Annotated in this window: 21 protein-coding genes; 14 read left to right on the top strand and 7 right to left on the bottom strand. The window is 48.0% G+C overall.

The features are described from left to right. The first annotated feature begins 228 nt into the window (after positions 1-228). Positions 229-1,353 carry a M20/M25/M40 family metallo-hydrolase gene (locus Q7C19_RS01505; protein WP_375091453.1) on the top strand — a complete coding sequence of 375 codons (1,125 nt, stop codon included), beginning with the start codon at positions 229-231 and terminating at the stop codon, positions 1,351-1,353. Between the two features lie 61 nt (positions 1,354-1,414). Here Q7C19_RS01505 and Q7C19_RS01510 read toward each other — a convergent pair whose 3' ends face one another. Next, entirely contained in the window at positions 1,415-1,594 is a 180-nt protein-coding gene (locus tag Q7C19_RS01510) for a hypothetical protein (RefSeq protein ID WP_023467629.1), read from the bottom strand. Between the two features lie 108 nt (positions 1,595-1,702). On the opposite strand from Q7C19_RS01510, the gene rnz reads away from it, so the two are divergent. Genes rnz through Q7C19_RS01545 form a run of 7 tightly spaced genes read left to right on the top strand, consistent with a single transcriptional unit; the run spans position 1,703 to position 6,454 of the window. Then, positions 1,703-2,608: a ribonuclease Z gene (gene rnz / locus Q7C19_RS01515; protein ID WP_290749033.1), complete on the top strand. Its 906-nt coding sequence runs from the start codon at positions 1,703-1,705 to the stop codon at positions 2,606-2,608. Between the two features lie 3 nt (positions 2,609-2,611). Further along, positions 2,612-3,508 (top strand): hypothetical protein, encoded by an 897-nt coding sequence (locus Q7C19_RS01520; RefSeq protein WP_035409016.1) that lies wholly within the window; start codon positions 2,612-2,614, stop codon positions 3,506-3,508. Continuing rightward, the gene (locus Q7C19_RS01525) at positions 3,505-3,909 is read left to right on the top strand and encodes a DUF4430 domain-containing protein (protein WP_035409014.1); all 405 of its coding nucleotides are present in this window, start codon (positions 3,505-3,507) and stop codon (positions 3,907-3,909) included. Before Q7C19_RS01520 ends, Q7C19_RS01525 begins: the two co-directional genes overlap by 4 nt. Further along, positions 3,887-4,606 carry a hypothetical protein gene (locus Q7C19_RS01530; protein WP_290772714.1) on the top strand — a complete coding sequence of 240 codons (720 nt, stop codon included), beginning with the start codon at positions 3,887-3,889 and terminating at the stop codon, positions 4,604-4,606. Before Q7C19_RS01525 ends, Q7C19_RS01530 begins: the two co-directional genes overlap by 23 nt. Then, on the top strand, positions 4,542-5,495 hold the full coding sequence (locus Q7C19_RS01535) for an ATP-binding cassette domain-containing protein (RefSeq protein WP_313489353.1): 954 nt from the start codon (positions 4,542-4,544) through the stop codon (positions 5,493-5,495). Before Q7C19_RS01530 ends, Q7C19_RS01535 begins: the two co-directional genes overlap by 65 nt. Further along, positions 5,492-6,055 (top strand): ECF transporter S component, encoded by a 564-nt coding sequence (locus Q7C19_RS01540; protein WP_313489355.1) that lies wholly within the window; start codon positions 5,492-5,494, stop codon positions 6,053-6,055. The genes Q7C19_RS01535 and Q7C19_RS01540 overlap by 4 nt, the downstream gene beginning before the upstream one ends. 27 nt (positions 6,056-6,082) lie before the next feature. Further along, positions 6,083-6,454 (top strand): hypothetical protein, encoded by a 372-nt coding sequence (locus tag Q7C19_RS01545; protein WP_056060317.1) that lies wholly within the window; start codon positions 6,083-6,085, stop codon positions 6,452-6,454. A 42-nt stretch (positions 6,455-6,496) separates the two neighbouring features. Here Q7C19_RS01545 and Q7C19_RS01550 read toward each other — a convergent pair whose 3' ends face one another. Further along, positions 6,497-7,312 carry an SDR family NAD(P)-dependent oxidoreductase gene (locus Q7C19_RS01550; RefSeq protein WP_313489356.1) on the bottom strand — a complete coding sequence of 272 codons (816 nt, stop codon included), beginning with the start codon at positions 7,310-7,312 and terminating at the stop codon, positions 6,497-6,499. 145 nt (positions 7,313-7,457) lie between these two features. Between Q7C19_RS01550 and Q7C19_RS01555 the strand changes: the two genes are divergently transcribed. Then, a complete protein-coding gene (locus Q7C19_RS01555) occupies positions 7,458-8,918 on the top strand; it encodes an MDR family MFS transporter (protein ID WP_290749052.1) in 1,461 nt (486 codons plus the stop codon). Positions 8,919-8,961: 43 nt separating this feature from the next. Here the strand turns inward: Q7C19_RS01555 and Q7C19_RS01560 are convergent, their stop codons facing one another. After that, a complete protein-coding gene (locus tag Q7C19_RS01560; RefSeq protein ID WP_035408998.1) occupies positions 8,962-9,861 on the bottom strand; it encodes a DMT family transporter in 900 nt (299 codons plus the stop codon). A gap of 35 nt (positions 9,862-9,896) precedes the next feature. Here Q7C19_RS01560 and Q7C19_RS01565 point away from each other — a divergent pair, with 35 nt between their 5' ends. The 5 genes from Q7C19_RS01565 to Q7C19_RS01585 all read left to right on the top strand — a co-directional run bounded on the left by Q7C19_RS01565 (position 9,897) and on the right by Q7C19_RS01585 (position 16,976). Continuing rightward, positions 9,897-12,023, top strand: coding sequence for a type IA DNA topoisomerase (locus tag Q7C19_RS01565; RefSeq protein ID WP_375091454.1), 2,127 nt, complete (start codon positions 9,897-9,899; stop codon positions 12,021-12,023). Then, positions 12,023-12,442, top strand: coding sequence for a hypothetical protein (locus tag Q7C19_RS01570; protein WP_375091455.1), 420 nt, complete (start codon positions 12,023-12,025; stop codon positions 12,440-12,442). The genes Q7C19_RS01565 and Q7C19_RS01570 overlap by 1 nt, the downstream gene beginning before the upstream one ends. A 71-nt stretch (positions 12,443-12,513) precedes the next feature. Then, positions 12,514-12,960, top strand: a complete 447-nt coding sequence (locus Q7C19_RS01575) for a hypothetical protein (RefSeq protein ID WP_290749063.1) — start codon at positions 12,514-12,516, stop codon at positions 12,958-12,960. A gap of 207 nt (positions 12,961-13,167) precedes the next feature. Further along, a complete protein-coding gene (locus Q7C19_RS01580) occupies positions 13,168-15,723 on the top strand; it encodes an ATP-binding protein (protein ID WP_375091456.1) in 2,556 nt (851 codons plus the stop codon). A 179-nt stretch (positions 15,724-15,902) separates the two neighbouring features. After that, positions 15,903-16,976 (top strand): MFS transporter, encoded by a 1,074-nt coding sequence (locus Q7C19_RS01585; protein ID WP_375092135.1) that lies wholly within the window; start codon positions 15,903-15,905, stop codon positions 16,974-16,976. Between the two features lie 52 nt (positions 16,977-17,028). Here Q7C19_RS01585 and Q7C19_RS01590 read toward each other — a convergent pair whose 3' ends face one another. From Q7C19_RS01590 to Q7C19_RS01605, 4 genes are all read right to left on the bottom strand, one after another. Beyond that, on the bottom strand, positions 17,029-18,201 hold the full coding sequence (locus Q7C19_RS01590; RefSeq protein WP_375091457.1) for an MFS transporter: 1,173 nt from the start codon (positions 18,199-18,201) through the stop codon (positions 17,029-17,031). 114 nt (positions 18,202-18,315) lie between these two features. Beyond that, the gene (locus Q7C19_RS01595) at positions 18,316-19,344 is read right to left on the bottom strand and encodes an ABC transporter permease subunit (RefSeq protein WP_375091458.1); all 1,029 of its coding nucleotides are present in this window, start codon (positions 19,342-19,344) and stop codon (positions 18,316-18,318) included. Beyond that, the gene (locus Q7C19_RS01600) at positions 19,344-20,204 is read right to left on the bottom strand and encodes an ABC transporter permease subunit (protein ID WP_035408984.1); all 861 of its coding nucleotides are present in this window, start codon (positions 20,202-20,204) and stop codon (positions 19,344-19,346) included. The genes Q7C19_RS01595 and Q7C19_RS01600 overlap by 1 nt, the downstream gene beginning before the upstream one ends. A 29-nt stretch (positions 20,205-20,233) precedes the next feature. Further along, positions 20,234-21,301: a DUF58 domain-containing protein gene (locus Q7C19_RS01605; protein ID WP_375091459.1), complete on the bottom strand. Its 1,068-nt coding sequence runs from the start codon at positions 21,299-21,301 to the stop codon at positions 20,234-20,236. Position 21,302 lies beyond the last annotated feature (1 nt).

Here is a 21,302-nt window from a genome sequence, read left to right on the forward strand (position 1 = left end):
ATCGTTGAAGCGAATGTTCCGAGTAGGAAAATCGCTAAGATTCCGATCGTCGTCCATTTAATGATCCGTTGTTGTTTCGATGGTCTTGCCATATCGTCATGTCCTCCTCTCTCATATCGACTGATTACTGCCATTGTACAAACAACCTTTCAGAAGTGCAAATAGCTGTCAGGATGGTATACTAATAAAGCGCTATTGGATTGAAGTATATTAGAGGAGGTTTTTGTCATGGTCAATGAACAACGCGTATTGGATACGTTTTTAGAGCTTGTCCAGATCGATTCGGAATCAAAAGAGGAAGCACGGATTTGTGCTCACTTGAAAAAAACGTTTGAGGATCTCGGATGTGACGTTTTTGAAGATGACGCTTCGTCTAAGACGGAACACAAAGGAAATAACTTGATCGTCACGCTTCCGGCAACAAAAGATGGGGTCGATAAAATTTATTTCACTTCCCATATGGATACAGTATTCCCGGGTCAAGGAATCAAACCAATCATCGAGGACGGTTATGTCAAGACGGACGGCACGACGATTCTTGGAGCAGATGATAAAACGGGACTCGCTTCACTAATTGAACTCGTTCATGTACTCAATGAGACAAATCAACCACACGGAAAAATCCAGTTCGTCATTACAGTCGGTGAAGAATCTGGACTTGTTGGGGCGATGGTCCTTGATTCATCGAAAATTGATGCGGATTACGGTTTCGCACTCGATTCAGACGGAAAAGTAGGGGACATCATCACCGCTGCTCCAACCCAAGCAAAAGTCAATGCGAAGATTTTTGGAAAAACAGCTCACGCTGGTGTTGCACCAGAAAAAGGGGTCTCTGCGATTACGATTGCTTCAAAAGCCATCGCGAAGATGCCACTCGGTCGGATTGATGAAGAGACGACAGCTAACATCGGACGGTTCAGCGGTGGTGGTCCATCAACAAACATCGTTTGTGATTATGTAGAAATTTTCGCGGAAGCACGTTCACTTGTTGCTACGAAGATGGAAGCGCAGACTGAGAAGATGAAAGCGGCGTTTGAAGAAGTAGCGGCAGAACTCGGTGGTCGTGCCGAAGTGGAAGTCAAAGTCATGTACCCAGGCTTCAAGTTCGAAGATGGAGATCAAGTTGTCGAAGTCGCAAAAGCAGCCATCGCACAACTTGGACGTACACCACGTCTCTTGCATTCTGGTGGCGGATCAGATGCCAATGTCATCGCTGGTTTCGGTATCCCAACGGTCAACTTGGCGGTCGGATATGAAGATATCCATACGACGAATGAGAAGATGCCAATCGAAGAACTCGTCAAAACAGCGGAACTTTGTGTGACGTTAGTCGATTACATCACGAACAAATAAGCTGATGGAACACAAAAAGAGTGTATCGCGACATTGCGATACACTCTTTATCATTGTACGATTAAACTACTTGAGGACGATCCACATATTCCATAGACTCTAAAACGAGTTCTTCTGTACATAATAAGGTCGAAGCGATTTCATCGATTTGAATCGACTTTCCGTATTTTTGCCGATAACTCTCGTTTAGTTTACGGGCTTCCCGGACGATCCGGGCATATGTCCGTTCAATCTTAGTCATGGAAAAAACCACCTTCCAAATCTGAATAGGTACAGTTTACCATGCTTCGACAGACGAAAGGTGTATTTTGTGTATAAAAAATGCTAATTTTACGAAAAGGGGAAAAAGATGGAATTTTATTTTTTAGGGACAGGAGCCGGTATGCCGTCAAAACAACGGAACGTTACTTCGATTGCCTTGTTACACCCCAAAATGACCTGGTTGTTCGATTGTGGAGAGGCGACGCAACATCAAATCTTACACAGTCCGATTAAACCACGAAAAGTCAACGCGATCTTCATCACCCATTTACATGGGGATCATATTTTTGGATTACCAGGATTTATCAGTACGCGAGCTGCCTTAGAAGGAACGACACCGCTAACGATCTATGGACCGACAGGGATTAAGGAATGGATGGATGCGACATTAAGGATTACAGGAACCTATTTACGTTATCCACTCCAGATCGTTGAAGTCGAAGATGGTCAAACATACGAACAAGATGGTTTCCGCGTGACGGTGCGGTCACTTGAGCACCGTTTTCCGGCGTTCGGGTACCGTCTAGAAGGACCAGAAGAGCGTGGGGCATTGCGTGTCGATGCACTGAAGGCACTTGGAGTTCCTTCCGGTCCACTCTATCGCCGAATCACACTGGAAGAAACCTTTGAATTCGATGGCACGGTCTACGCATCGTCTGACTTTTTAGAATCTCCCAAACCAGGTGTCAAGCTAGCGGTTCTTGGTGATACGATGCCGTGCGAGGCGTCGATAGAGCTCGCGCGAGATGTCGATGTATTAGTCCATGAAGCGACGTTTGCCGATCGAGAAGTCGAACATGCGGGACGCTTCGGTCACTCGACTGCTCGACAGGCAGCTGTCATCGCGGATACGGCGCAGGTAAAAAAGCTCCTCTTGACGCACGTATCTGCGCGTTATGTCGATCAAGAAGAAGTACTGGAACAAGAGGCACGAGAAGTATTTGCAAACAGCCATCTCATGTTTGATCACCGGGTCGTCCCGGTCAAAGGGTAAAAGATGGACTTTCTCATTTTATGGGCACTCTTTTTACTGGCTGCTAGTGGCTTAGCGTTTTTACTTGAACGGCGAACGGAAAAAGAAACATACTTATATATGAAGTTCATTTTTTATGCGTGTCTCGGCGCCGTGTCGTTTCCAGTCTATGATATTCAATTACCGCTCGGCATCATCATCTTTTTGATCGTGTTGCATCCGAAAAAGAATTCACGTTATAAACGATACATGGCATTATTCGGGTTCTTGTTCTTCTTGTTTCAACTGTTCCTCGGACCGTTTGACGCCGGAACGTTGCGGGAAGAAACTCAACAGATTGGTCGCGTGACCATCACGGATGATTCGTTCGATCGCTTTCTCGCACAAGTCGAACGCCGTGTAGGAGAAGACGGATTACGATTGGAACAAAGCCAGCTAATGTTCGATCGAGGCGGGAATCTACGGAATGCTTCGTTTGAGATGCTCGTCCAAACTCCGAAACGGTTCATTCGTTATGATGTCAGTTATCAAGAGTTGACCGGAACGATTTCCTATCGACCACGTGAAGAGTTGGCAACGAAATCATTGATATCGTATTATCAAAAACTGATTGATGCGAACCAATCGTTTGAGACGTTACGAAAACTCTCGATGCATGAGATTTTACATGATTCCAAAACCCCCTATGTCGAGATGGATCTCGATGGGCTCTACGAAACGTTTAGTCTGCAGGATGCGACAGTATTTTTGATTGATGACAAAGGAAAACTTATTCCGTATGTTAATACAGGGGACGATGTCTTAGCGAATGCGATTCGCCTGACCTATCTGCGGTCTGACGGTCAATCATTACGAGACAAAACCATTCTGTTATACAATTACAGCTTTGAGACCTCAAGGCGAAAAGGAGTCGTACGATGAAAAAATGGTTATTTGCTGCAAGTATCGTGTTACTTGCCGGTTGCGCAGAAGCAAAAGAGGAACAACAAACAGCGTCTTGTGAGACCGAAGTCAAGGTGTCGGTCGTGGATCACGTCAAGGATAAGACATTATTCGATAAAGACGTGTGTTTAAATAAAAAAGATACAGCACTGGATGCGCTTGAAGATACAACGCTTGATGTCGTTAAAACAGGTAAAGGTGAGATGGCATATGTAACGGCAGTCGATGGGATTCGTGAAAAGTCAGCTGGAGCAGGGAGTGGCTGGGTCTTCGGTGTCAACGGAAAACCCGGGGAAGTCGGTGCCGGGAGTTATGAACTGAAAAAAGGAGACCGTCTCGAATGGCGGTTTGAAAAAGATGCAATGGCTTATTTTGAGTAAACCAGAACGGGAGCGACTTCACCCAGTGAACGTCGCTCTCTTTTTCATCGGGATGATTACGATCCCGTTCGTCCTCACACACGATCAAACGATCATCGTGGTCTATCATCTACTCTTGTTCTTATTCGTTCAAGAGCGGACTATTTTTCGATATCTCTTACTTCCTGCTCTCTATGCCGTCATGATGTGTGTACCACTCCTATATGGAGCAAGCATCGATTCGTTTGCCATATATGAAACGACGATCCAGGTGACATTATTCGTCACCTCAAGTCAATGGATCTTCACGTTAGTTCGACTTGATCAGATGGGACCGTTGTTTCGTTTCCTACCCCGACTAACACGATTGACGGGTATGGTCCTGGCACTAATTCCCTCGTTTTTACGGACTTGGCCGGAGGTTAAGATGAGTCATCCTGATGCGTCGCTTGGCATTCGTCTGGAACGGATGGCGGCCTATCATATCATCCCGATCGAAGCGGCACCGTCTCGTTTACGACCGTTCGCGCGACGGGATGTTCAGACCGGAGTCCTGCTAACAATGGGAGTCCTGCTTTGTTTCACATCATGGGCAATCGCTTCGGCTCTGTTGCTACCAATATCATTATTAGTTACAAAGGGAGGAATGCGGGATGCCTATCATGTATACCGACAACGATCGAGAAGAGCGACTGCGACATCAGGCAATCGAACATGATCAATCGGTCTTGACACCAGAGCGCCTCCTACATGGACGTGTCCGGGACTTGCTTGCGACCGTCTCCTTGTTTCGAGCCGGAGAACTCGCGACCTTACTTGGCTTAGAAGCCTTTTTTGAAGCGGAGTCGAGTGAACTTTCGGCTGGGGAACAACAGCTCGTCGGACTCGGTCATGCCTTGTCTTCGTCACCGAAGACACTTTTTTTGTCGGAACCGTTTCTCTTTCTTGATCATGTCAGACGCAAGCGATTAATGGGATTGCTTGAAGAAATCGAACGACGGTTTGGTTGTCAGATCCATTGCTCGATGACGATCCAATCCGACTTGGCGATCACGAGTCGCGCCACTGAACTGACAGGTCGTGTCCTGAATCGGATCGAAAACGTCCAACACCGTTATCCGTTACAGACACGCTATGCACTCGTGACAGAAAAATTGTCGTTTCATCAAGGCGAACGGATTGCGATCATTGGTGCAAATGGTAGTGGGAAATCGACGTTACTCCGGCTCGCGCTCGGTGTCGAGCGACCGCTATACGGAAAAGTCCAGCGGTCGGGGGAGACGCATTATGTACCAGCGCATCCGATGCTTGCGCCATTAGACGATCGAAGCGGTAGTTTTACGACGCAAAAAAAACGTCTCTTGGACGGTATCGAATGGAGTAAAGACAGCTATTACTTTGATGAACCGACGGCTGGACTTGATGACAGCGCACGAATGGATTTTGTCGCATCGTGGAAGCAGAATCCAACGAATCTGATCGTTATGGCGACGCATGATCCAGTTCTAATTCGGGCAGCACAGCGGATCATCTATCTCGTGCACGGAGAAGTGGCTTTCGATGGACCAACGAAGCACTTTTTACAAGAAAGTCGGTTGTTCGTATGATCGTCGTAACGGTTCTGATCGTTTCTTTGTTCTTGATCATGTTTGAGAGACTTCAGGTGACAGATCAACGATTACGGTTCATCGCTATCATGACGGCAGCGGCAATCGTTGGACGTTTGTTGTTTTCCAGTTTGCCGAACATTCAGCCGGCAACGGCCCTCGTCTTATTAGTAGCCGTCTTCGTTCATCCAATCGCCGGTGCTATCTCTGGGATGCTCGTCGTCGTATTGACGAGTTTATTTTTAGGAAGCGGTCCGTTCGTCCTCTTTCAGGCACTGGCGTATGCAACGATTGCCAGTCTAGGATTCATTCCGTTTCTTCGATCCCGAATCGTATTAACCGGGTATGGTTTTTTTGCTGGCTTTTTATATGGATGGGTGAGCAATCTCGGTTTCTTGGTATTAACCGGGTTCTCGTGGCAAGCCTTTTTGACATTACTTGTGACCGGGGGAACGTTTGACTTACTTCATGGATTCAGTAATGCGGTATTCATCTGGATATTGTTTCCGATTTTTTTACGAATTTTGCATTCATTCGATGAAAAGAGGGGTACAGAATAGTAACATACCGAACAGGAGGGAAGGCATATGCTGGGATCATCGATTTCGCTTGCTTATGTCGTCATGTTACTCATCGTCTCGAGCGTCGGCTTAGTGTTTGGTAGTATTTTGTTGATGAAAGGTACCATTAGAGGACGCTACGCCGCTTGTTACTTACTCGCTGCCTCCGTTTTCCCGGGCGCCATGTTGATTACCTCATCAGAAGGATTACAATGGCAATATTTACGATTCGAGAGTTCATGGTTCCTCGCGATTGTTTCCTGGTTACTCGTCTTATCGACGGGGTACCTCGTCTCAATCACGGGTGCGCTCGTGGTTCGTTATCTGTATCATTATACGATGACATTTGATCGCGTCAAACGTTATGTGACGCGACGCTTTCGTCATCGCGAAGCGTAAATACAAAAACGGAAGAACCAGCTATCTGGCTCTTCCGTTTTTTCATGAATTCGCGTACAGGAGATCTTCTTCTGTCGAGGATTCTTGCTGACGTGCAGGATTTTGGATTCGTCCTGTTACTTCCGTTAGGAGACGACGCGGCAGGAGACGAGACAAGGAAACCATGGCCCGGTTGCTTACACCTGGAACGACGACGCGGCGTCCTTTGAGCATGCCACGGTACCCAGCGAATGCGACGAGGTGTGACGGCATACTCTTGAACGGTAGCGTGATGTTCGCCCGGTCGAAGAAGTTCGTATCGGTCGGTCCTGGGCAGAGACAAGTCACACTGACACCCGAGCCGTCGACTTCTGTCGCAAGTGCTTCCGAGAACGACAGGACATAGGCTTTCGTTGCATAGTAGACACTCATGTATGGTCCTGGCATGAAGGCAGCAACGGATGCGACATTCAAGATGCGTCCGAAGCCACGTTCGACCATTCCCGGTAAGAGACGTTTCGTCAAATCCGTCAAGGCGACGACGTTGACCTGGATCGAGTTAATGTCTTCTGTTGGATCGATTTCCGCAAAGCGTCCCGACGTGGCGAAGCCGGCATTATTGAATAATAGATCGACCGTCAATTCTTGTTCCTCTAAGTATTGCACGAGATGATCAACGCTGTCGCTTAGTGATAAATCAGCAGCGAATACATAGACCTTGATCTGATAGCGTTTTTCAAGGACCTGTTGAAGCTCCTTCAATTTTTTCTCATTGCGGGCAATAAGGACACAATCAAAACCATCGCGCGCTGCGAGAACAGCGAGATCGAGTCCGATTCCACCTGATGCACCGGTAATCAGTGCCGTTTTTCGTAACATAGGACATTCCTCCATTCGAAATCGTGAATCTGAGTCTAGTGTATACCATTCCATACCGTTCCCGCGAATCCTGTTTCATAAGCATTTACTTTTCTTATCACTGGTTCAACCAGTATGATAGAACAGTAGAGGGGAAGTGGAACAAATGAGGAAAAAAGTAACCGTCGCCTTGTTGCTCGCGACGTTTTTAGCCGCGATTGAGGGGACGATCGTTGCAACAGCAACACCTGTCATGGCGAGTGAATTGAACGGGGCGAAATTAGTCAGTTGGATCTTTGCTGGGTTCTTGTTGTTCATGGCGGTATCAACACCGATTTACGGCAAGATGGCAGATTTATATGGTCGAAAACGGGTTCTGTTATTCGGGATCGGCGTCTTCACCGTCGCTTCGTTAGCCTGTGGACTCGCTCAATCGATGGAGATGTTGATCGTTTTCCGCGCCGTTCAAGGAATCGGGGCAGGAGCTGTATTGCCGATCGCGATGACGATCATCGGTGATTTGTATACATATGAGGAACGAGGGAAAATCCAAGGAGTGCTCAGTGCCGTGTGGGGGATTTCGGGTGTCGCGGGACCACTTGTCGGTGGATTCCTCGTCGAATCGCTTTCGTGGCGGTATATTTTCTTACTAAACGTACCGTTTGCCTTATTATCGTTTTTCATGATCGTCGTTTACTACAAAGAGACGGTCAGGGAAACGGAGCGGAAAATCGATTACCGGGGTGCCTTATTGTTTGCGCTCGGGATGAGTGCGTTTCTTTACGGCTTATTGTCGGGCAGTGAGTCGGAGACGTTCTTGCGGCCGATCATTCTAGCGAGCTTTTTCATTAGTTTCGTATTATTGTTCACGTTTTATCGGGTCGAGAAAAAGGCGAGCGATCCACTCTTGCCACCAGCAGTCATTCGCCATCCGGTCATTCTCGTGATCAACTTAGCGGTCTTCTTTTCCGCCTGGGTGCTCGTCTCGATGTCAGCGTATATTCCGATTTTTGCCCAAGGGGTACTCGGGAAGAGTCCGACCGAAGCTGGTTTCATGTTGATGCCACTGTCGCTTTTTTGGACGCTGACCGCCATCATCGGTGGACGGACGATTGGTGTCGCCTCACCCCGGTACCGGACGATGACAGGAATGGGGCTGCTGATCGTCGGTACAGTAATTTTATCGTTGATCACGCGCGAATCAAGTGATGTTTTCATCTATCTTGCCGTTTCGCTGATCGGAATTGGTTTTGGTCTCTCGCAACCCGTCTTCATGGTCGTCTTGCAGACATCCGTCGATTGGTCACTTCGTGGTTCAGCGACGGCCGTCAACTCGTTCTTGAGTACGACGGGACAGACGCTCGGTGTTGCGATTTTCGGTACGATCTTCAACCTATCAATCCTTCGCTCGTTTGCAGCGTCGGACACGCTTTCAGGGTACGCGATTGATCCATTCTTCCAATCGAGTACGGCAAAAACGTTCGGACAGGACGTGCAGTATGCGGCAGAACTCGCGTTATCACATGGATTACGTTACGTCTTCATCGGTGGAGTCGTTTGTGCCATTCTCGCGTTCGCGATGACATGGCGTTTACCGAAAGTTCGACCTGACGATCCACGATCGTAACGAAAAAGCGAACCAGGATGATCATCATCCTGGTTCGCTTTTGTCATGAGGAAGATTGACTAGTGGCACTTTCACGCTGGGCGAGCTGTTCACGAATATCACGTTCATTGCGTCGGAGGAACAATCCGATTCCAATCAAGAGTAAAGCAGCACCGGTGATTTGAATCCATGTTAACTTCTCGTTAAACAGATAATACCCAAAGATCATGCCCCAAACCGCTTCGCCAAGGATCGTGATGCTGACGATGCTAGCGCTGACACGAGCGAGCGCCCAGTTGAATAAATTGTGACCGAGTAACGTTGGGAAGACGGCAAGAAGAATATACAGCCACCAGTCTTGTTGGAACGCAGCGACGAGATTCGTTGATTGAATCAATGATAACAAAAGCAAGACGAGCGACGCGACAGCGTAGACACCGAACGAATAGAGATTCGTCGAAACGCTTGTGCGGACGTGTTGACCGAGCAACCAGTAACCAGCGACTAAAATCGTTGCGAGCAAAGCAAGACCGTCCCCGATCAAGGCGCGCATGCCGACGGCGATATCTCCGTAAGCGACGAGACCGCCACCGAACAAGGCGACAGCGACGAACAGGAGTGCCTTGCGCGACGGGTGTTGTTTGAAAAATAACGCGTTACCGGCAAGGACAAAAATCGGACTTGCGGTCACGAAGAGCGTTGAGCTCGCAACTGTCGTATAATCAAGAGAGAGAAACCACAGCCAAAAATGCCCGGCGAGCAAAATGCCACTTAATAGCATATGCCGAATCGTCGACGAACTGAGTTGCAAAAGTTCCTTCAAGCGAATGAGTGGGAGCAACAATAAGGTCGAGAACAGCATGCGGTAAAAGGCGACAGCCTCGATCGGGGTCTCCGCCCATTTGACGAAGATTGCCGATGTTGAAATAAAGAATAAAGCCATGAATAACGTAAAATAGGGCATGGGTACCTCCACATGTCTGAAGTAAGGAAATGAGGGTGAAGCGTGTGCAATTGATCATTGCTGAAAAACCAAAACAAGCTGAAAAACTGGCAGCTCCGTATCCGTCTGTGAAGCGGGACGGCTACATCGAAATCAAACCGTGTGACCGATTTCCGCAAGGGGCAAAACTCGCCTACGCGGTTGGACATTTATGCGAACTGCAGGAGCCGGCGCATTATGACGCCAAGTGGAAACGATGGAACTATGACCATTTGCCAATTATCCCGGAACGATTTGATTACCGACTGGCAAAAGGTAAAAGTAAACCGTACCAAGTCATCAAAAAATTATTGAATGAGCGGACGACGACTTCCATCATTATAGCATCGGATGCCGAGCGAGAGGGAGAGGCAATCGTCCGATTGATCTTACGTCTCGCGAACAACGCAAAACCACTGCAACGACTCTGGATTTCGAGTTTGACGCCTCAAGCCGTTGACCATGGGTTTGCGAATCTGCTTGATGGAAAGGAAACAGAGAACATCTTCCATGAGGCGATGAGTCGCGCTTGCGCCGATTGGCTGATCGGGATGAATGCGTCCCGTGCGTATACGACGTTACTGAAGAAGAAGGGCATCGCCGACGTCTTTTCCCTCGGAAGAGTCCAGACACCGACGCTTGCACTGATCGTCGAACGGGAAAAACAGATCGAGGATTTCCGACCGGAGACATATTATGAAGTCGAGGCGGATTTTACGCGATACAAAGGAAAATATATCAATGCGCAGAAACAGACGAAGCTGAGTGATCGGGAACAGGCACAAGCAATCGTGGATCGGACGAAAGGAATCGGAATCGTCGCCTCCATCGAGAAAAAACGGCAGACGGAACGACCGCCATTTTGGTTCAGTTTATCGCTCTTACAAACCGAAGCGAGCCGACGGTTTGGTCTCGGTGCAAAAGAGACGCTCGATATCGCGCAAAAACTCTATATCCGTGGTTGGATCAGTTATCCGCGAACAGACTCGTCCTTCGTGACCAAAGAGGAAGCGGGACAGTTCCCAGTCATTCTTGATCGGTTATTAAAACAAGCGGAATATAGTCCAATCAAGGATGTCCTGACGAACAATCCGGCAAACGATAAACGCTACGTCAATCCGGCAAAGGTCAGCGACCACTATGCGATCATTCCCACAGAAGAGGCGGGTGCCGTCGCGAAGCTCTCTGGACGAGATGCGCAAGTCTACGATTTAATCGTTCGCCGTTTCCTTGCTGCCTTTGCACCGGACGCCGTCTCGGAGAAGACGGAAATCGTGACGACGCGTGAGATGGACCGTTTTTTGACACGCGGCAGTCGGACGATTGATCCGGGCTTTAAACAAGTCTTACAAATCGAATCAAAGGAAGTCGAATTGCCAGCCGTCGAACGAGGACAAGAGATGCCGATCAAAGGCTGTCGTCTGCTCGAGAAACAAACGGAGCCGCCGAAACGCTATACGGAAGGGACACTCATCCTCGGCATGAAAACAGCTGGTAAATTACTCGAAGATGAGCTGCAAGCGATTATGAAGGAAGTCGAGGGACTCGGGACGGAAGCGACCCGTGCCGGGATCATCGACGGACTAAAACGGCGGGAATACATCAAACTCGTCAAAAAAGAGATTCATCCGACGCCAAAAGGTCGGATATTGATCGATGCCGTGACGGGGAGTATTCTTGCTTCGCCAGAGATGACAGCGAAGTGGGAGAGCCGTCTCGAGCAAATCGGTAAAGGGGAAGCGTCTGCCGCCCAGTTCATTGAACAGGCGAAGAAACTGTCGGAGCATCTCGTCGTTGATGCCAAGCAACGGATCGAACAACTCGCTGTTGATCCGACGCAAGTCAAGAGTAAGGCCCCGCGTGGTGCGACGAATCGTCCGGTCGGGCCATGCCCGCTGTGCCAATCAGCGGTTCTTGATCGTGGGAAGTTCTATGGTTGTAGTGGGTATCAAAAAAACAACTGCGGCTTTACGTTACCGAAAACGATCCTTGGTGCTCGATTGACACAAACGGAAGTCAAAAAGGTACTCGCTGGACAAAAAACGAAGCCACTCGAGATGAAGAAGAATGCCCGCCAGTTCAAGGCGATGCTTTATCTCGAACGCGATCAATTAAAATTTGAATTCACGAAAGGGGAAGACTGATGCAATACGAACTGATTCAAAATCAAACGTTTCGTCCTGTCTTTGAACGACTTTTACAGGAAGGGCACCGCTTAACGGTCTGGTTTCCGGATCATATTGAGGTGCAGTCAGCAGAAGGACTCGTCGAAGAAGCAGAAGAACTATTCGGTGTGACAGCAGAAGTCATCGATGATCCACAATCATTCGGCAAGCATATCCTCCTCCCATACTTGACGGAAGTCGAGCACCGGGAAGATGGATTCATCCGCTATGAAGCTGAACTGACGGAGGAGTTACGTCATCTCGTACGCGAATTGACGTTACCGATGTTGACAGAGGGTGACTTTGAGGTGTTGTATTCGTATCAAATCGAGACGGAGACGGAACGGTTCTTCGTTGAAGACTGGTTCCAAGCCGAATTACAAAAACTACCTAACTAGGTGAAACTTTCTTGAAGAGGATGACGTAGGATAAGTGATCGTTATTATTCTATTCATTTGGAGGGCTCATCATGTTCACAGTAGCATTCATGGAAAGCGAATTGGGAGGCGACGGCTTCTTCTCGGGCATGCCGATTTTCATGGTCGGATTTTTTGTTCTCATCATCGGGTTCATTCTGTTCGGAGTTATCTCTGCAGCCTCAAAGGGAATCTCAACGAATTCATTGACGCAACAACTGCGCGAGCATGCGGCGCGTCTCGTCAGTCCGAATGAATCGGATGCACTGAATTACGTCGCTTACTTAGAAACGTTGACAAGTTTTCCGGTGGAAAAGACGAACCTTGAACCGTTACGGATTGCGACCGGTATTTTAAGGCTCATTCAAGGAGCAGATCAGATTTCTGAAACGACTGAAAAACAAGTCTTAGCCCAGTATTTACGACTTGGCATTTTGGATGCGGATCATTTAGCGGATGAACAGCCAGTTCGGAGCCATAGTCACCACCATCATCATTGAAAAGAGTCCTGCTGGGCTCTTTTTTTGTTGGAAACGATTGAATCGTGACATCTAATTGTCATATACAACGATTTAGATTAAAGTTGTATGAAATTGAAATCTTTTTGAGCAGAATGCTGTGTATCGATTGAAAAAAGTTTACAATGAATGGACGGGAATACCTTTATTGCTGGAGAAAGATAAAGGGAAAGGAGTTGAATTCCTTTAATGAAAACATGGCTGAATCGAACGATTGGACGGCAAATCATGTCTGCGTTTTATGTGATTTTTCTGACACTGCTGCTAACGACAGGTGGTGTCTACCTATATACGAAACAACAGGTGGATGAATCACGCCAAGAATTAAAGATGTTAAACGAACATCGGACACGGGCGACCGATTTGTACGAATCATGGCAAAGCATGCAGTACGAGATGCGTGGCTTCGTCTTGCTTGGTGACGAAGAGATGTTAAAAGAAATCGAAGCAAAGAAAAATGGCATCAATCAACAAACGACTTGGTTCGAGCGCAATGCACGCTTCAAAGAAGAACGGCAGTATGCAACGGACGCACGGGAACTCTATACAGCGTATACCCAACGCGTCATGCCGAGCCTCGTCAATTATGTCGCGGCGAAAAAAGACGGCAAAGTGACGGAACCGTTCTTGAAGATGCCGACGCTTGGAAAGGTCACGAAATCAAAACCACTCGATCCACAGCGGAAGTTCAACATCAAGACGAAGAGTGCGGCTGATATGAGTTCAAGTATCGTTGATATGGAGACGGTCTTCACAAAATATCGTAATTCCTTAAACGATCAAGAGATGGCGGCGCAAGAGCGGCTTGGTAAACAAGTCAACTCGTCGCAAATTCTCGGAGCCGTCAATATCGCAATCCTCTTATTGATTACTCTCGTTTTCGTCCGACCATTCGTCCGCCGCTTGACGCGTCAGTTGCGTCAGTTGAACCGGGAAAGTGGACGACTCGCTAAAGGTGAGGATGCGACACCGATCGTCATCACGAATCGTCAAGATGAGATTGGTGAGTTGACGACGACGTTCAACCAGATGGCAGCCGCCATTTCCGGGCAAAAACATCAACTCGTCGCAAGTAACGACGAACTACAAAGTCAACAGGAAGAATTAATTGCCCAGCAAGAAGAACTTCAATCGCAACAGGAAGAACTCGAAGAAGCACTCGACATCACGTTACGTAACGAGACCCATTTGCGTTATCGCAATGAGTTGACCGAGACACTTGCGTCTCGCGAAACGTTGACGGCGTATCCGGCGATCATCGAAAAATTGATTACGATCACCGATGCGGAGCTCGGAGCAATCGTCTTCCTAGAGCAAGACCGCTATACGGATCTCGTCTCTTACGGGATGACGGCAGCTCAGGAGCACCAGTTATTACATGCTTCGACGTCATTACTCGAACGCACACGTCTAAACAAACGCGCCGTTCGCTCGACGAAACAAGTCGCGAGTCATCATCCGCTCCCATATCCGTACGCGATGTACGAAATCGTCGTACCAGTGATGGATCCAGCGACGAACACAATGATTGCAAGCATTTATCTCGTCCGTTACCGGGATGCCTTTACGGAAGAGCAGACGAACGAAATCTGGTCGTTCTCCCGTCAATTGGCACTCTCCTTGCTCCGGATGCGTGTCTTTGAAGAAGTCGAACGAGAACGGGAAAAGACGTCCAAACTTCTCCATTCGATTCGGGAAGCGGTCATCTATATCGAAGGGGAGACGATTTTTGCCAATAAACCATTGCTCGCTTTATTCCATCATCCGGCGCACGATCAAGTGGCGGAAGAAGGATTGATGACGCTCGACGTCAAAATCGAAGAGTTGGCAGTGCAAGTCGATCAACATGAGGCGTTCTTAACCTACATGGATCATGTCTGCAGTCAGGAAATTCCGACGGAGAGCTTGGCGTTGTCCTTGAACAAGGAAGAGCGATTCGTCACGCTGTATGCAGAGGAAATTCATTACGGTGGTTGTTTCCGCGGTACGATGCTCGTCTTACGTGACGTGACGGCAGAGACAGCGATCGACCGGATGAAATCGGAATTCGTCTCGACCGTCTCGCATGAGTTGCGGACACCGCTTGCCTCGATTTACGGCTATACGGAACTGATGCTTGCGCGCGACGTCCAGGAATCAAAACGTCAACGGTATCTCGAGACGATTCATGCGGAAACCGAACGGTTGACGAACCTCGTCAACGACTTCCTCGATGTCCAGCGCATGGAATCGAGTCAGCAGCAGTATGACTTCAAACCGCTTGATTTGACGAAAGTCATTCAGGAAACGGTCGAGTTCCATACGGCTTCGGCAAAAGATCACGAGCTAGTCCTTGATTTTGAAGAAACGACGACGGGGCGGATTCATGCTGACGAACAAAAAATGCGTCAGCTGTTCACGAACCTGATCAACAATGCAATCAAGTATTCACCGGATGGTGGTCAGATCACGATCACGATGCGTCAAGTCGAAGATCGTGTCCAGCTGAAGATCGAAGATGAGGGAATCGGCATTCCGCGTCACGCGTTACCACAACTGTTTAGTAAGTTTTACCGAGTCGATAATTCGGATAGTCGAAAAATCGGCGGTACCGGTCTTGGTCTTGCGATTTGTCAGGAAATCGTTCGTTCGCACGAAGGAATGATTCATGTCGAATCAACGGAAGGTGTCGGGTCCGCGTTCATCGTCGAACTACCGATCGTCCAGTCCGTCGTACCGGTCACGGAACCGGTGGAGGATTGTTAATGTCAAAAACGTTCTTTGATTGAAAAATCAAAGAACGTTTTTTGTTGGTTTCATCTGCAAAACGGGAATTAACTACTATCAAATAGAAAGGAAGTGAGGAGATGCGGCGAAGCAGATGGCCTTGTTAAGTCCGACGATCGTTCATTCTTTGGATCCTGATCGAAGCCAGTAGTTCGTTCATTCCAGCGTATGTGATTGAGCGCTTTTACTGGGAAGAACGGGGAATGAGCATTGCCGACGTCGTCATCGCAGAAATCGTCTTTGCTTGGGTCATGTTGATTGGTGAGGTTCCGTTCGGTTTGTTATCCGACCGGTGGGGTAGAAAGCCGTTCATTCTGGCTGGTTTCGTATGTGAGTGGTTATCGTTTACGGTGTTGCTTGAAGCCTACTCATTACCTGCTTTCCTCTTGGCGATGGTCCTTGCTGGCATCGGTGGCGCAGCACTTAGTGGAGCGCTTGAAGCCCACGTCTATGAAACATTGCGAATGCATAGGAGAGAAGAGCGATTCGAGACGGTCTGGCGAGTGATTTCAATCGGTGGTTTGTTGACGTCTGGACTTGCGGCACTCGTCGGGAGTTACGCCGTGCGATCGGTAGACTTGATCTGGCACTATCACGTGTCTTGGTGGGTTTTGCTCGGAACAGTACTCCTGACGTTTTTCTTAAAGGAAGCAGCGCGAGAACAAGACGGAGAGACGAGTTCGTTGAAGACATTGCTAATAGGACTCTCGTTTCGACGCGTCTACGTCCGAATTCTTTGTCTTGTCTTGTTATACGGGGCGACGATTGATTTCGTTGATGAGTTTTGGCAACTCTATCTACGGGATCAAACGATACCGATGGTCCATTTCGGATTCGTTTTCGTGTTATTTCAAATCATGCAGGCGACCGGCGCGTCCTTATCTCGGTTCCGATCTCCGGTCGGATGGGCGATGATCTATATCGTGTGTCTTACCGGATTGTCGGTTGCCTCTCCGCTCGTCAGTATCGGGTTACTCGGGACGCTGTACTTGTGCTATGGCTGGGCTGAGCCTTATTTGACCACTGTCATCCAAGAAGTTGCGCCGCCAAATGGACGTGCAACGTTTACGTCGCTGATCTCAGTCATTGAACGTTTAGCTGTGCTTGGAACCGGTACGCTATTCGTCTTCGTCGAACGTGTCTTCTCGCTTCAGATGACCTATGCCGCGCTCGGTCTCGTCTCACTTATGTTGCTTCTGTTGTATAGTGTGACGCGCACGCGTCAGAACTGAATCAAAAAAAGGACAAAGGTGCATTGACCTTTGTCCTTTTGACTGTCATTTATTACGACACGTGTCGTTGCTCCTGAGAGGAATGTGCCAATAGCTGGCGAGCCGGTTGCCACATCAACAAGGAGAGGGCTCCTGCGAGCGCATAGACAAGCTCGATCGCAAACACATCGGCAAGCCATCCGAACAATAGACTGCCGAGGCAGAAACAGAGTGCATACACGGTTTGTTGCACGCTATAGACATACGGTAACCGTTCGAGTGGTGTCGTCTTTTGCAACAACGTATTCAGCTCAATCGCCCGGACTTGACTGGCAAACCCTTGGAACAGACAAGCGATCACGGCAAGTGTGACGATTGGAGCGAAAGCAAACAAGAAGGTCGCAGCAATCGAAAAGCCGATACTACGATAAAGCAACGAACGCGTTCCACGACGACGTAACATCATGTAACTGCCGGCAATCATGCTCAGCAGATAGAAGGCATTTAGAATGCCCCACCAGCGTTCCGATAGCTGGAAATGTGTATCGATGTAGACGAGGAACAGAGCAGAAATCCAAGCCGTACTGACGAACGCATCGATTCCGACGAGATACGTGTTGGCTTTCGCGAATGGATGCGCTCGCGTGTAGCGAATACTCGACCGGAAGGAAACGTCTTCCCCTTCCATCGAAGGGTCGGATAGAGAGCGGACGCTTCGATAGAACAGATAGCTGATGAGACTCGCACCTAAAAACAGACCGGCCGAGACGGACAAGACGGAAAGCGGCGATAACCAGCTGACCAGAATGGCGCCGAGCGGCCACATGATGAGCTGAATCACTTGATTCGAACCTTGTACGAGACTGTTAGCCTTTTGGACATCCTGACACAGTCGAGGGATGAAGGCACTTTCGATCGGACGAGCAAATCCGTCGAAGAAAGCGATACATCCAACGAGTGCGAGAATAAGTGGCAGTGGTAAATCAAGTCCCCAGATGATGCCTAAGAGAATCGTCTTGAGGAGTTGACTGCCGAACAACAACGAGGCATGGGGAACACGTTGAGCGACTTGGGCGAATAAGAAGCCGCTTCCTGTCATGCCTGCTGTGACGAGAACGGGAAACAGGGCAGCGAGACTCGCTTGCCCTGTCGTTTGATAGATCATCGCGATCAGAGAGACGATATAGAGCGCATCTCCCGCATTCGCAATCCATTGACTGACCAATAAAAGCGTAAACCGGTTCATTCTGAATGACCTCCATATCGTACGTATTTAGTTAGGAGTGAGAATTCAGAATGATTTACATTGGACGCCCTCATTTCATGTTTTTTTCTAGTGTAAGAGGAAAAAAATGGATTGTCAATCAGAATCGTGATGGGACTTCAGTGCAACGAGTGTAAAGGGATCAACCATCGACGTCGCGGCAGCTTCGTCTTGAGCACGAGATGCCGATAGCTTGATTGGTTTTAGTTGCTGGCGGAATCGGAAAGCCCGTTCGAGTCGACTCATGAATAGATTGCTGAAAAAGACGACTAATGCTAGTCCAATCAGTGGAACGAGGAACATATGGTTGAGCCACGACGTCGCCGAAAACTGATTGTAGTAATAGCCGAACATCGAGGACCACTCAAAGATTGTTGGCATGACACCCTCATATAAATTGACTGTTCCGGCGAAGAAAATACCTAAGAGCGATAAATGGATCAGCAACATTAGCGTTTGGATGAATTGTTGCATGAAGACGATCATCAACGTCGGAATGAGGTGTGGCAAAATATGGCGTCTGAAACGATGCCATGGACTACCACCAAGCGTCTGGGCGACTATCATGAACTCTTGACTAAGCAACTGACGAGTCTCAGCAATCAGGTAGAGTGATAACGAAGGTAGACCGAGTAAAATCAGGATGATCAATTCAAACGAGACACGATCGAATAATGATGGAACCACCGTCGAATCTATGAAAACAAGAGATGAAAATAAAAGCAGTAAAGAAACGAGAGACAGTGGTAAAACTAAAAACCCATCAAGAATAAGTTTCAAGTATCGATTGACACGAGCAGTTCGAAAAGCTAGCGGAATCGCGATGACCAGTGAAAGAAACATCCGACTAAGAGCAACGAGGATACAAATACCGACCGTCCACTTGAACCCTTCAATCATCAATTGAAAGAAGTCGTTGCCGGAACGGTCCGTACCTAGCCATTGATCACTTGACGGTTTTAAGGGAGACGTAGCAAGAAATGTGCCATCTTCAGCGTAACGATTCGAGATTTGATCAACTTGACCATCACGTAAGATCGTATTTCCGAAACTTAGGATCAGTAAAACGGTGAGCAAAAATAGACATAGCCAGAAGACAGGATCTCGCATTAGGGTGCGACGCATCAAATCCCTCCTTTCCAGGCGTTCGGGATCAACCATTCTGCAAGTAAATCCATGATGAAGATTGGTAAATAGATTAAGAACAAGACGACCATTAAAATCGGCATTTGCCCAAATTGAAGAACGAAACGAAACAGGCCTTGGACCTGAAAAGTGTACTCAATGATTAACAAACTTGATAGAATTGTAATAATATTGGCTCTGAAAAATAAATAAAACCGATAGACCATCGTCGGAAGTAAATGTTTCCAGAAAAGAGCGGTTGGCTGAATACCTTTTGCCCTTGCGAGTTCAAGGAACGGTGCAGATTCTTGTTCCAGTACTTGTGTCGTCAGCCATTTGATAAAGAAAAATAATGTTGTCAGCGTTAAGGTGGTAATCGGTAAGAAACGAATCGAGTCAGCATATGTTCCTGCAATCTCGATTTTGCTATATCCTGTCATTTTGAATAAATAGATGACGAGGAATTGCGAAAAAATGATCCAAAATAAGTCTGGAACCATCTCAAGTGTGCGTGTCGCCTGTTTCAATAGTGTCCGTGTTCGTTGACCACTTCGATAAAACAGATAGGCGTAAAGAATCGCACTGATCGCGGAAACGATCATTGCTATTGTAAAGATGATCAACGTCTCTTGAATATAGGGCTGTAAAGAAGGGAGTAATAAGACTTCTTTTTGAGCAGACACATTAAAATAAGTGATCTCATCAAGCTTTGCTAGTTGAGCGAATTGCTGTTTCAGACCTTCTATGTAGCTTGCTGGATTGAATTTCATTTGTGCGACGAGCGCCGGAAGGGCGCTGATCGCAATCAAGACAAAAAAAGCCACGATGAGCTGCATCGATTTTCGGGCGATAAAAGCCATGAAGTGAGAAACTCCTTTCTTTAGGGTCCTCAACCGATGGCGAGGATCCGGTCATTCCCAATTTGAATCAACTGACTATTCATATGCTTACGGCGAAGCACGTAGCGTTCGAAATGTTGCGTCGCGATGAACGAATCACGCGTCGAGACCGTCGAGAGGGTCATTAAGACATGCTTTAATTGTGGTTGGCCTTCTTGTAGCGAAAGATGAGTCATTCGGTTCGCTCCGTCGAGACGATTGAGAAATAGTTCGATCTTGCAGCCTTCCTTGATTAATTCACTGATCAGGAACGCTGCTTGTTCGATGAATGTCTCGAATTGTTGATGGAGCCCGTAACCGCTTGGTGCCGATAAATTCAAGGCAATCGTAAATGTATCCTGATTACTCGTTTCGAACACTTTTGCCTGCAATCGACCGGTCTTCGCTGTCGCATACCAATCGATCTCTTTTGACGGTTCTGCCGTATAGGGCTTTGCACCAAGCTGAACGAGCTTGTTCTTGAGTGGCGAGTACCGATCTGGTCGATCGCCGATACGTAAACGCTGTAAAAGAAGCGGCGTCGCCTGCGCCGTCAAGGACGGTAAGACTGTAAACGACGGATACGTATCGAACGTAAAGAGATAGACGCCCATCTTCCAAGGCAAACGAATCGTCAAGATGATCTCATCGAACTCCGCCGGTCCGCGGCGAACCGTCTGAATCGGTATTGTTAACGCGTCTTCAGAGTCAATCACCGCATGAAACGTCGCCGGGTGCAGCGGGTCCATCTCCGGGAAGATGACCCCACCATCCGTATGCAAACGAAGCGTCGCTTCGAGTCCGAGCTGACTTAAAGATTCGACACCGAAGACTTGTAGATGGAGCGATGTCTGTTCTTGGTTGAACATCAACGCTTCATAATGCTTCCATTCGATTGCCACGTCCCGTCGGAGCTGTTTTTCTGTTCGACCGACGACGAAATGAATCGTCGCCAAGGCGGCGAACAGAAAACCGAGGATCGACAGACGTGGAATGAAGAGGAAGATGAACGTCATCGCGACGTACAGTGGAAAGAGTCGGCGTTCAAGCCAAAACGGGACGGAACGTTCAATCTGCATG

This window comes from Exiguobacterium sp. PHA03 (assembly GCF_041945985.1).
In the GTDB taxonomy this organism is placed as follows: domain Bacteria; phylum Bacillota; class Bacilli; order Exiguobacteriales; family Exiguobacteriaceae; genus Exiguobacterium_A.

Excerpts from the sequence above, each read along its gene's own strand:
- Q7C19_RS01505 (WP_375091453.1), top strand. The coding sequence starts at position 229 with ATGGTCAATGAACAACGCGTATTGGATACGTTTTTAGAGCTTGTCCAG.
- Q7C19_RS01510 (WP_023467629.1), bottom strand. The coding sequence starts at position 1,594 with ATGACTAAGATTGAACGGACATATGCCCGGATCGTCCGGGAAGCCCGT.
- rnz (WP_290749033.1), top strand. The coding sequence starts at position 1,703 with ATGGAATTTTATTTTTTAGGGACAGGAGCCGGTATGCCGTCAAAACAA.
- Q7C19_RS01520 (WP_035409016.1), top strand. The coding sequence starts at position 2,612 with ATGGACTTTCTCATTTTATGGGCACTCTTTTTACTGGCTGCTAGTGGC.
- Q7C19_RS01525 (WP_035409014.1), top strand. The coding sequence starts at position 3,505 with ATGAAAAAATGGTTATTTGCTGCAAGTATCGTGTTACTTGCCGGTTGC.
- Q7C19_RS01530 (WP_290772714.1), top strand. The coding sequence starts at position 3,887 with ATGCAATGGCTTATTTTGAGTAAACCAGAACGGGAGCGACTTCACCCA.
- Q7C19_RS01535 (WP_313489353.1), top strand. The coding sequence starts at position 4,542 with ATGCCTATCATGTATACCGACAACGATCGAGAAGAGCGACTGCGACAT.
- Q7C19_RS01540 (WP_313489355.1), top strand. The coding sequence starts at position 5,492 with ATGATCGTCGTAACGGTTCTGATCGTTTCTTTGTTCTTGATCATGTTT.
- Q7C19_RS01545 (WP_056060317.1), top strand. The coding sequence starts at position 6,083 with ATGCTGGGATCATCGATTTCGCTTGCTTATGTCGTCATGTTACTCATC.
- Q7C19_RS01550 (WP_313489356.1), bottom strand. The coding sequence starts at position 7,312 with ATGTTACGAAAAACGGCACTGATTACCGGTGCATCAGGTGGAATCGGA.
- Q7C19_RS01555 (WP_290749052.1), top strand. The coding sequence starts at position 7,458 with ATGAGGAAAAAAGTAACCGTCGCCTTGTTGCTCGCGACGTTTTTAGCC.
- Q7C19_RS01560 (WP_035408998.1), bottom strand. The coding sequence starts at position 9,861 with ATGCCCTATTTTACGTTATTCATGGCTTTATTCTTTATTTCAACATCG.
- Q7C19_RS01570 (WP_375091455.1), top strand. The coding sequence starts at position 12,023 with ATGCAATACGAACTGATTCAAAATCAAACGTTTCGTCCTGTCTTTGAA.
- Q7C19_RS01575 (WP_290749063.1), top strand. The coding sequence starts at position 12,514 with ATGTTCACAGTAGCATTCATGGAAAGCGAATTGGGAGGCGACGGCTTC.
- Q7C19_RS01580 (WP_375091456.1), top strand. The coding sequence starts at position 13,168 with ATGAAAACATGGCTGAATCGAACGATTGGACGGCAAATCATGTCTGCG.
- Q7C19_RS01590 (WP_375091457.1), bottom strand. The coding sequence starts at position 18,201 with ATGAACCGGTTTACGCTTTTATTGGTCAGTCAATGGATTGCGAATGCG.
- Q7C19_RS01595 (WP_375091458.1), bottom strand. The coding sequence starts at position 19,344 with ATGCGTCGCACCCTAATGCGAGATCCTGTCTTCTGGCTATGTCTATTT.
- Q7C19_RS01600 (WP_035408984.1), bottom strand. The coding sequence starts at position 20,204 with ATGGCTTTTATCGCCCGAAAATCGATGCAGCTCATCGTGGCTTTTTTT.
- Q7C19_RS01605 (WP_375091459.1), bottom strand. The coding sequence starts at position 21,301 with ATGCAGATTGAACGTTCCGTCCCGTTTTGGCTTGAACGCCGACTCTTT.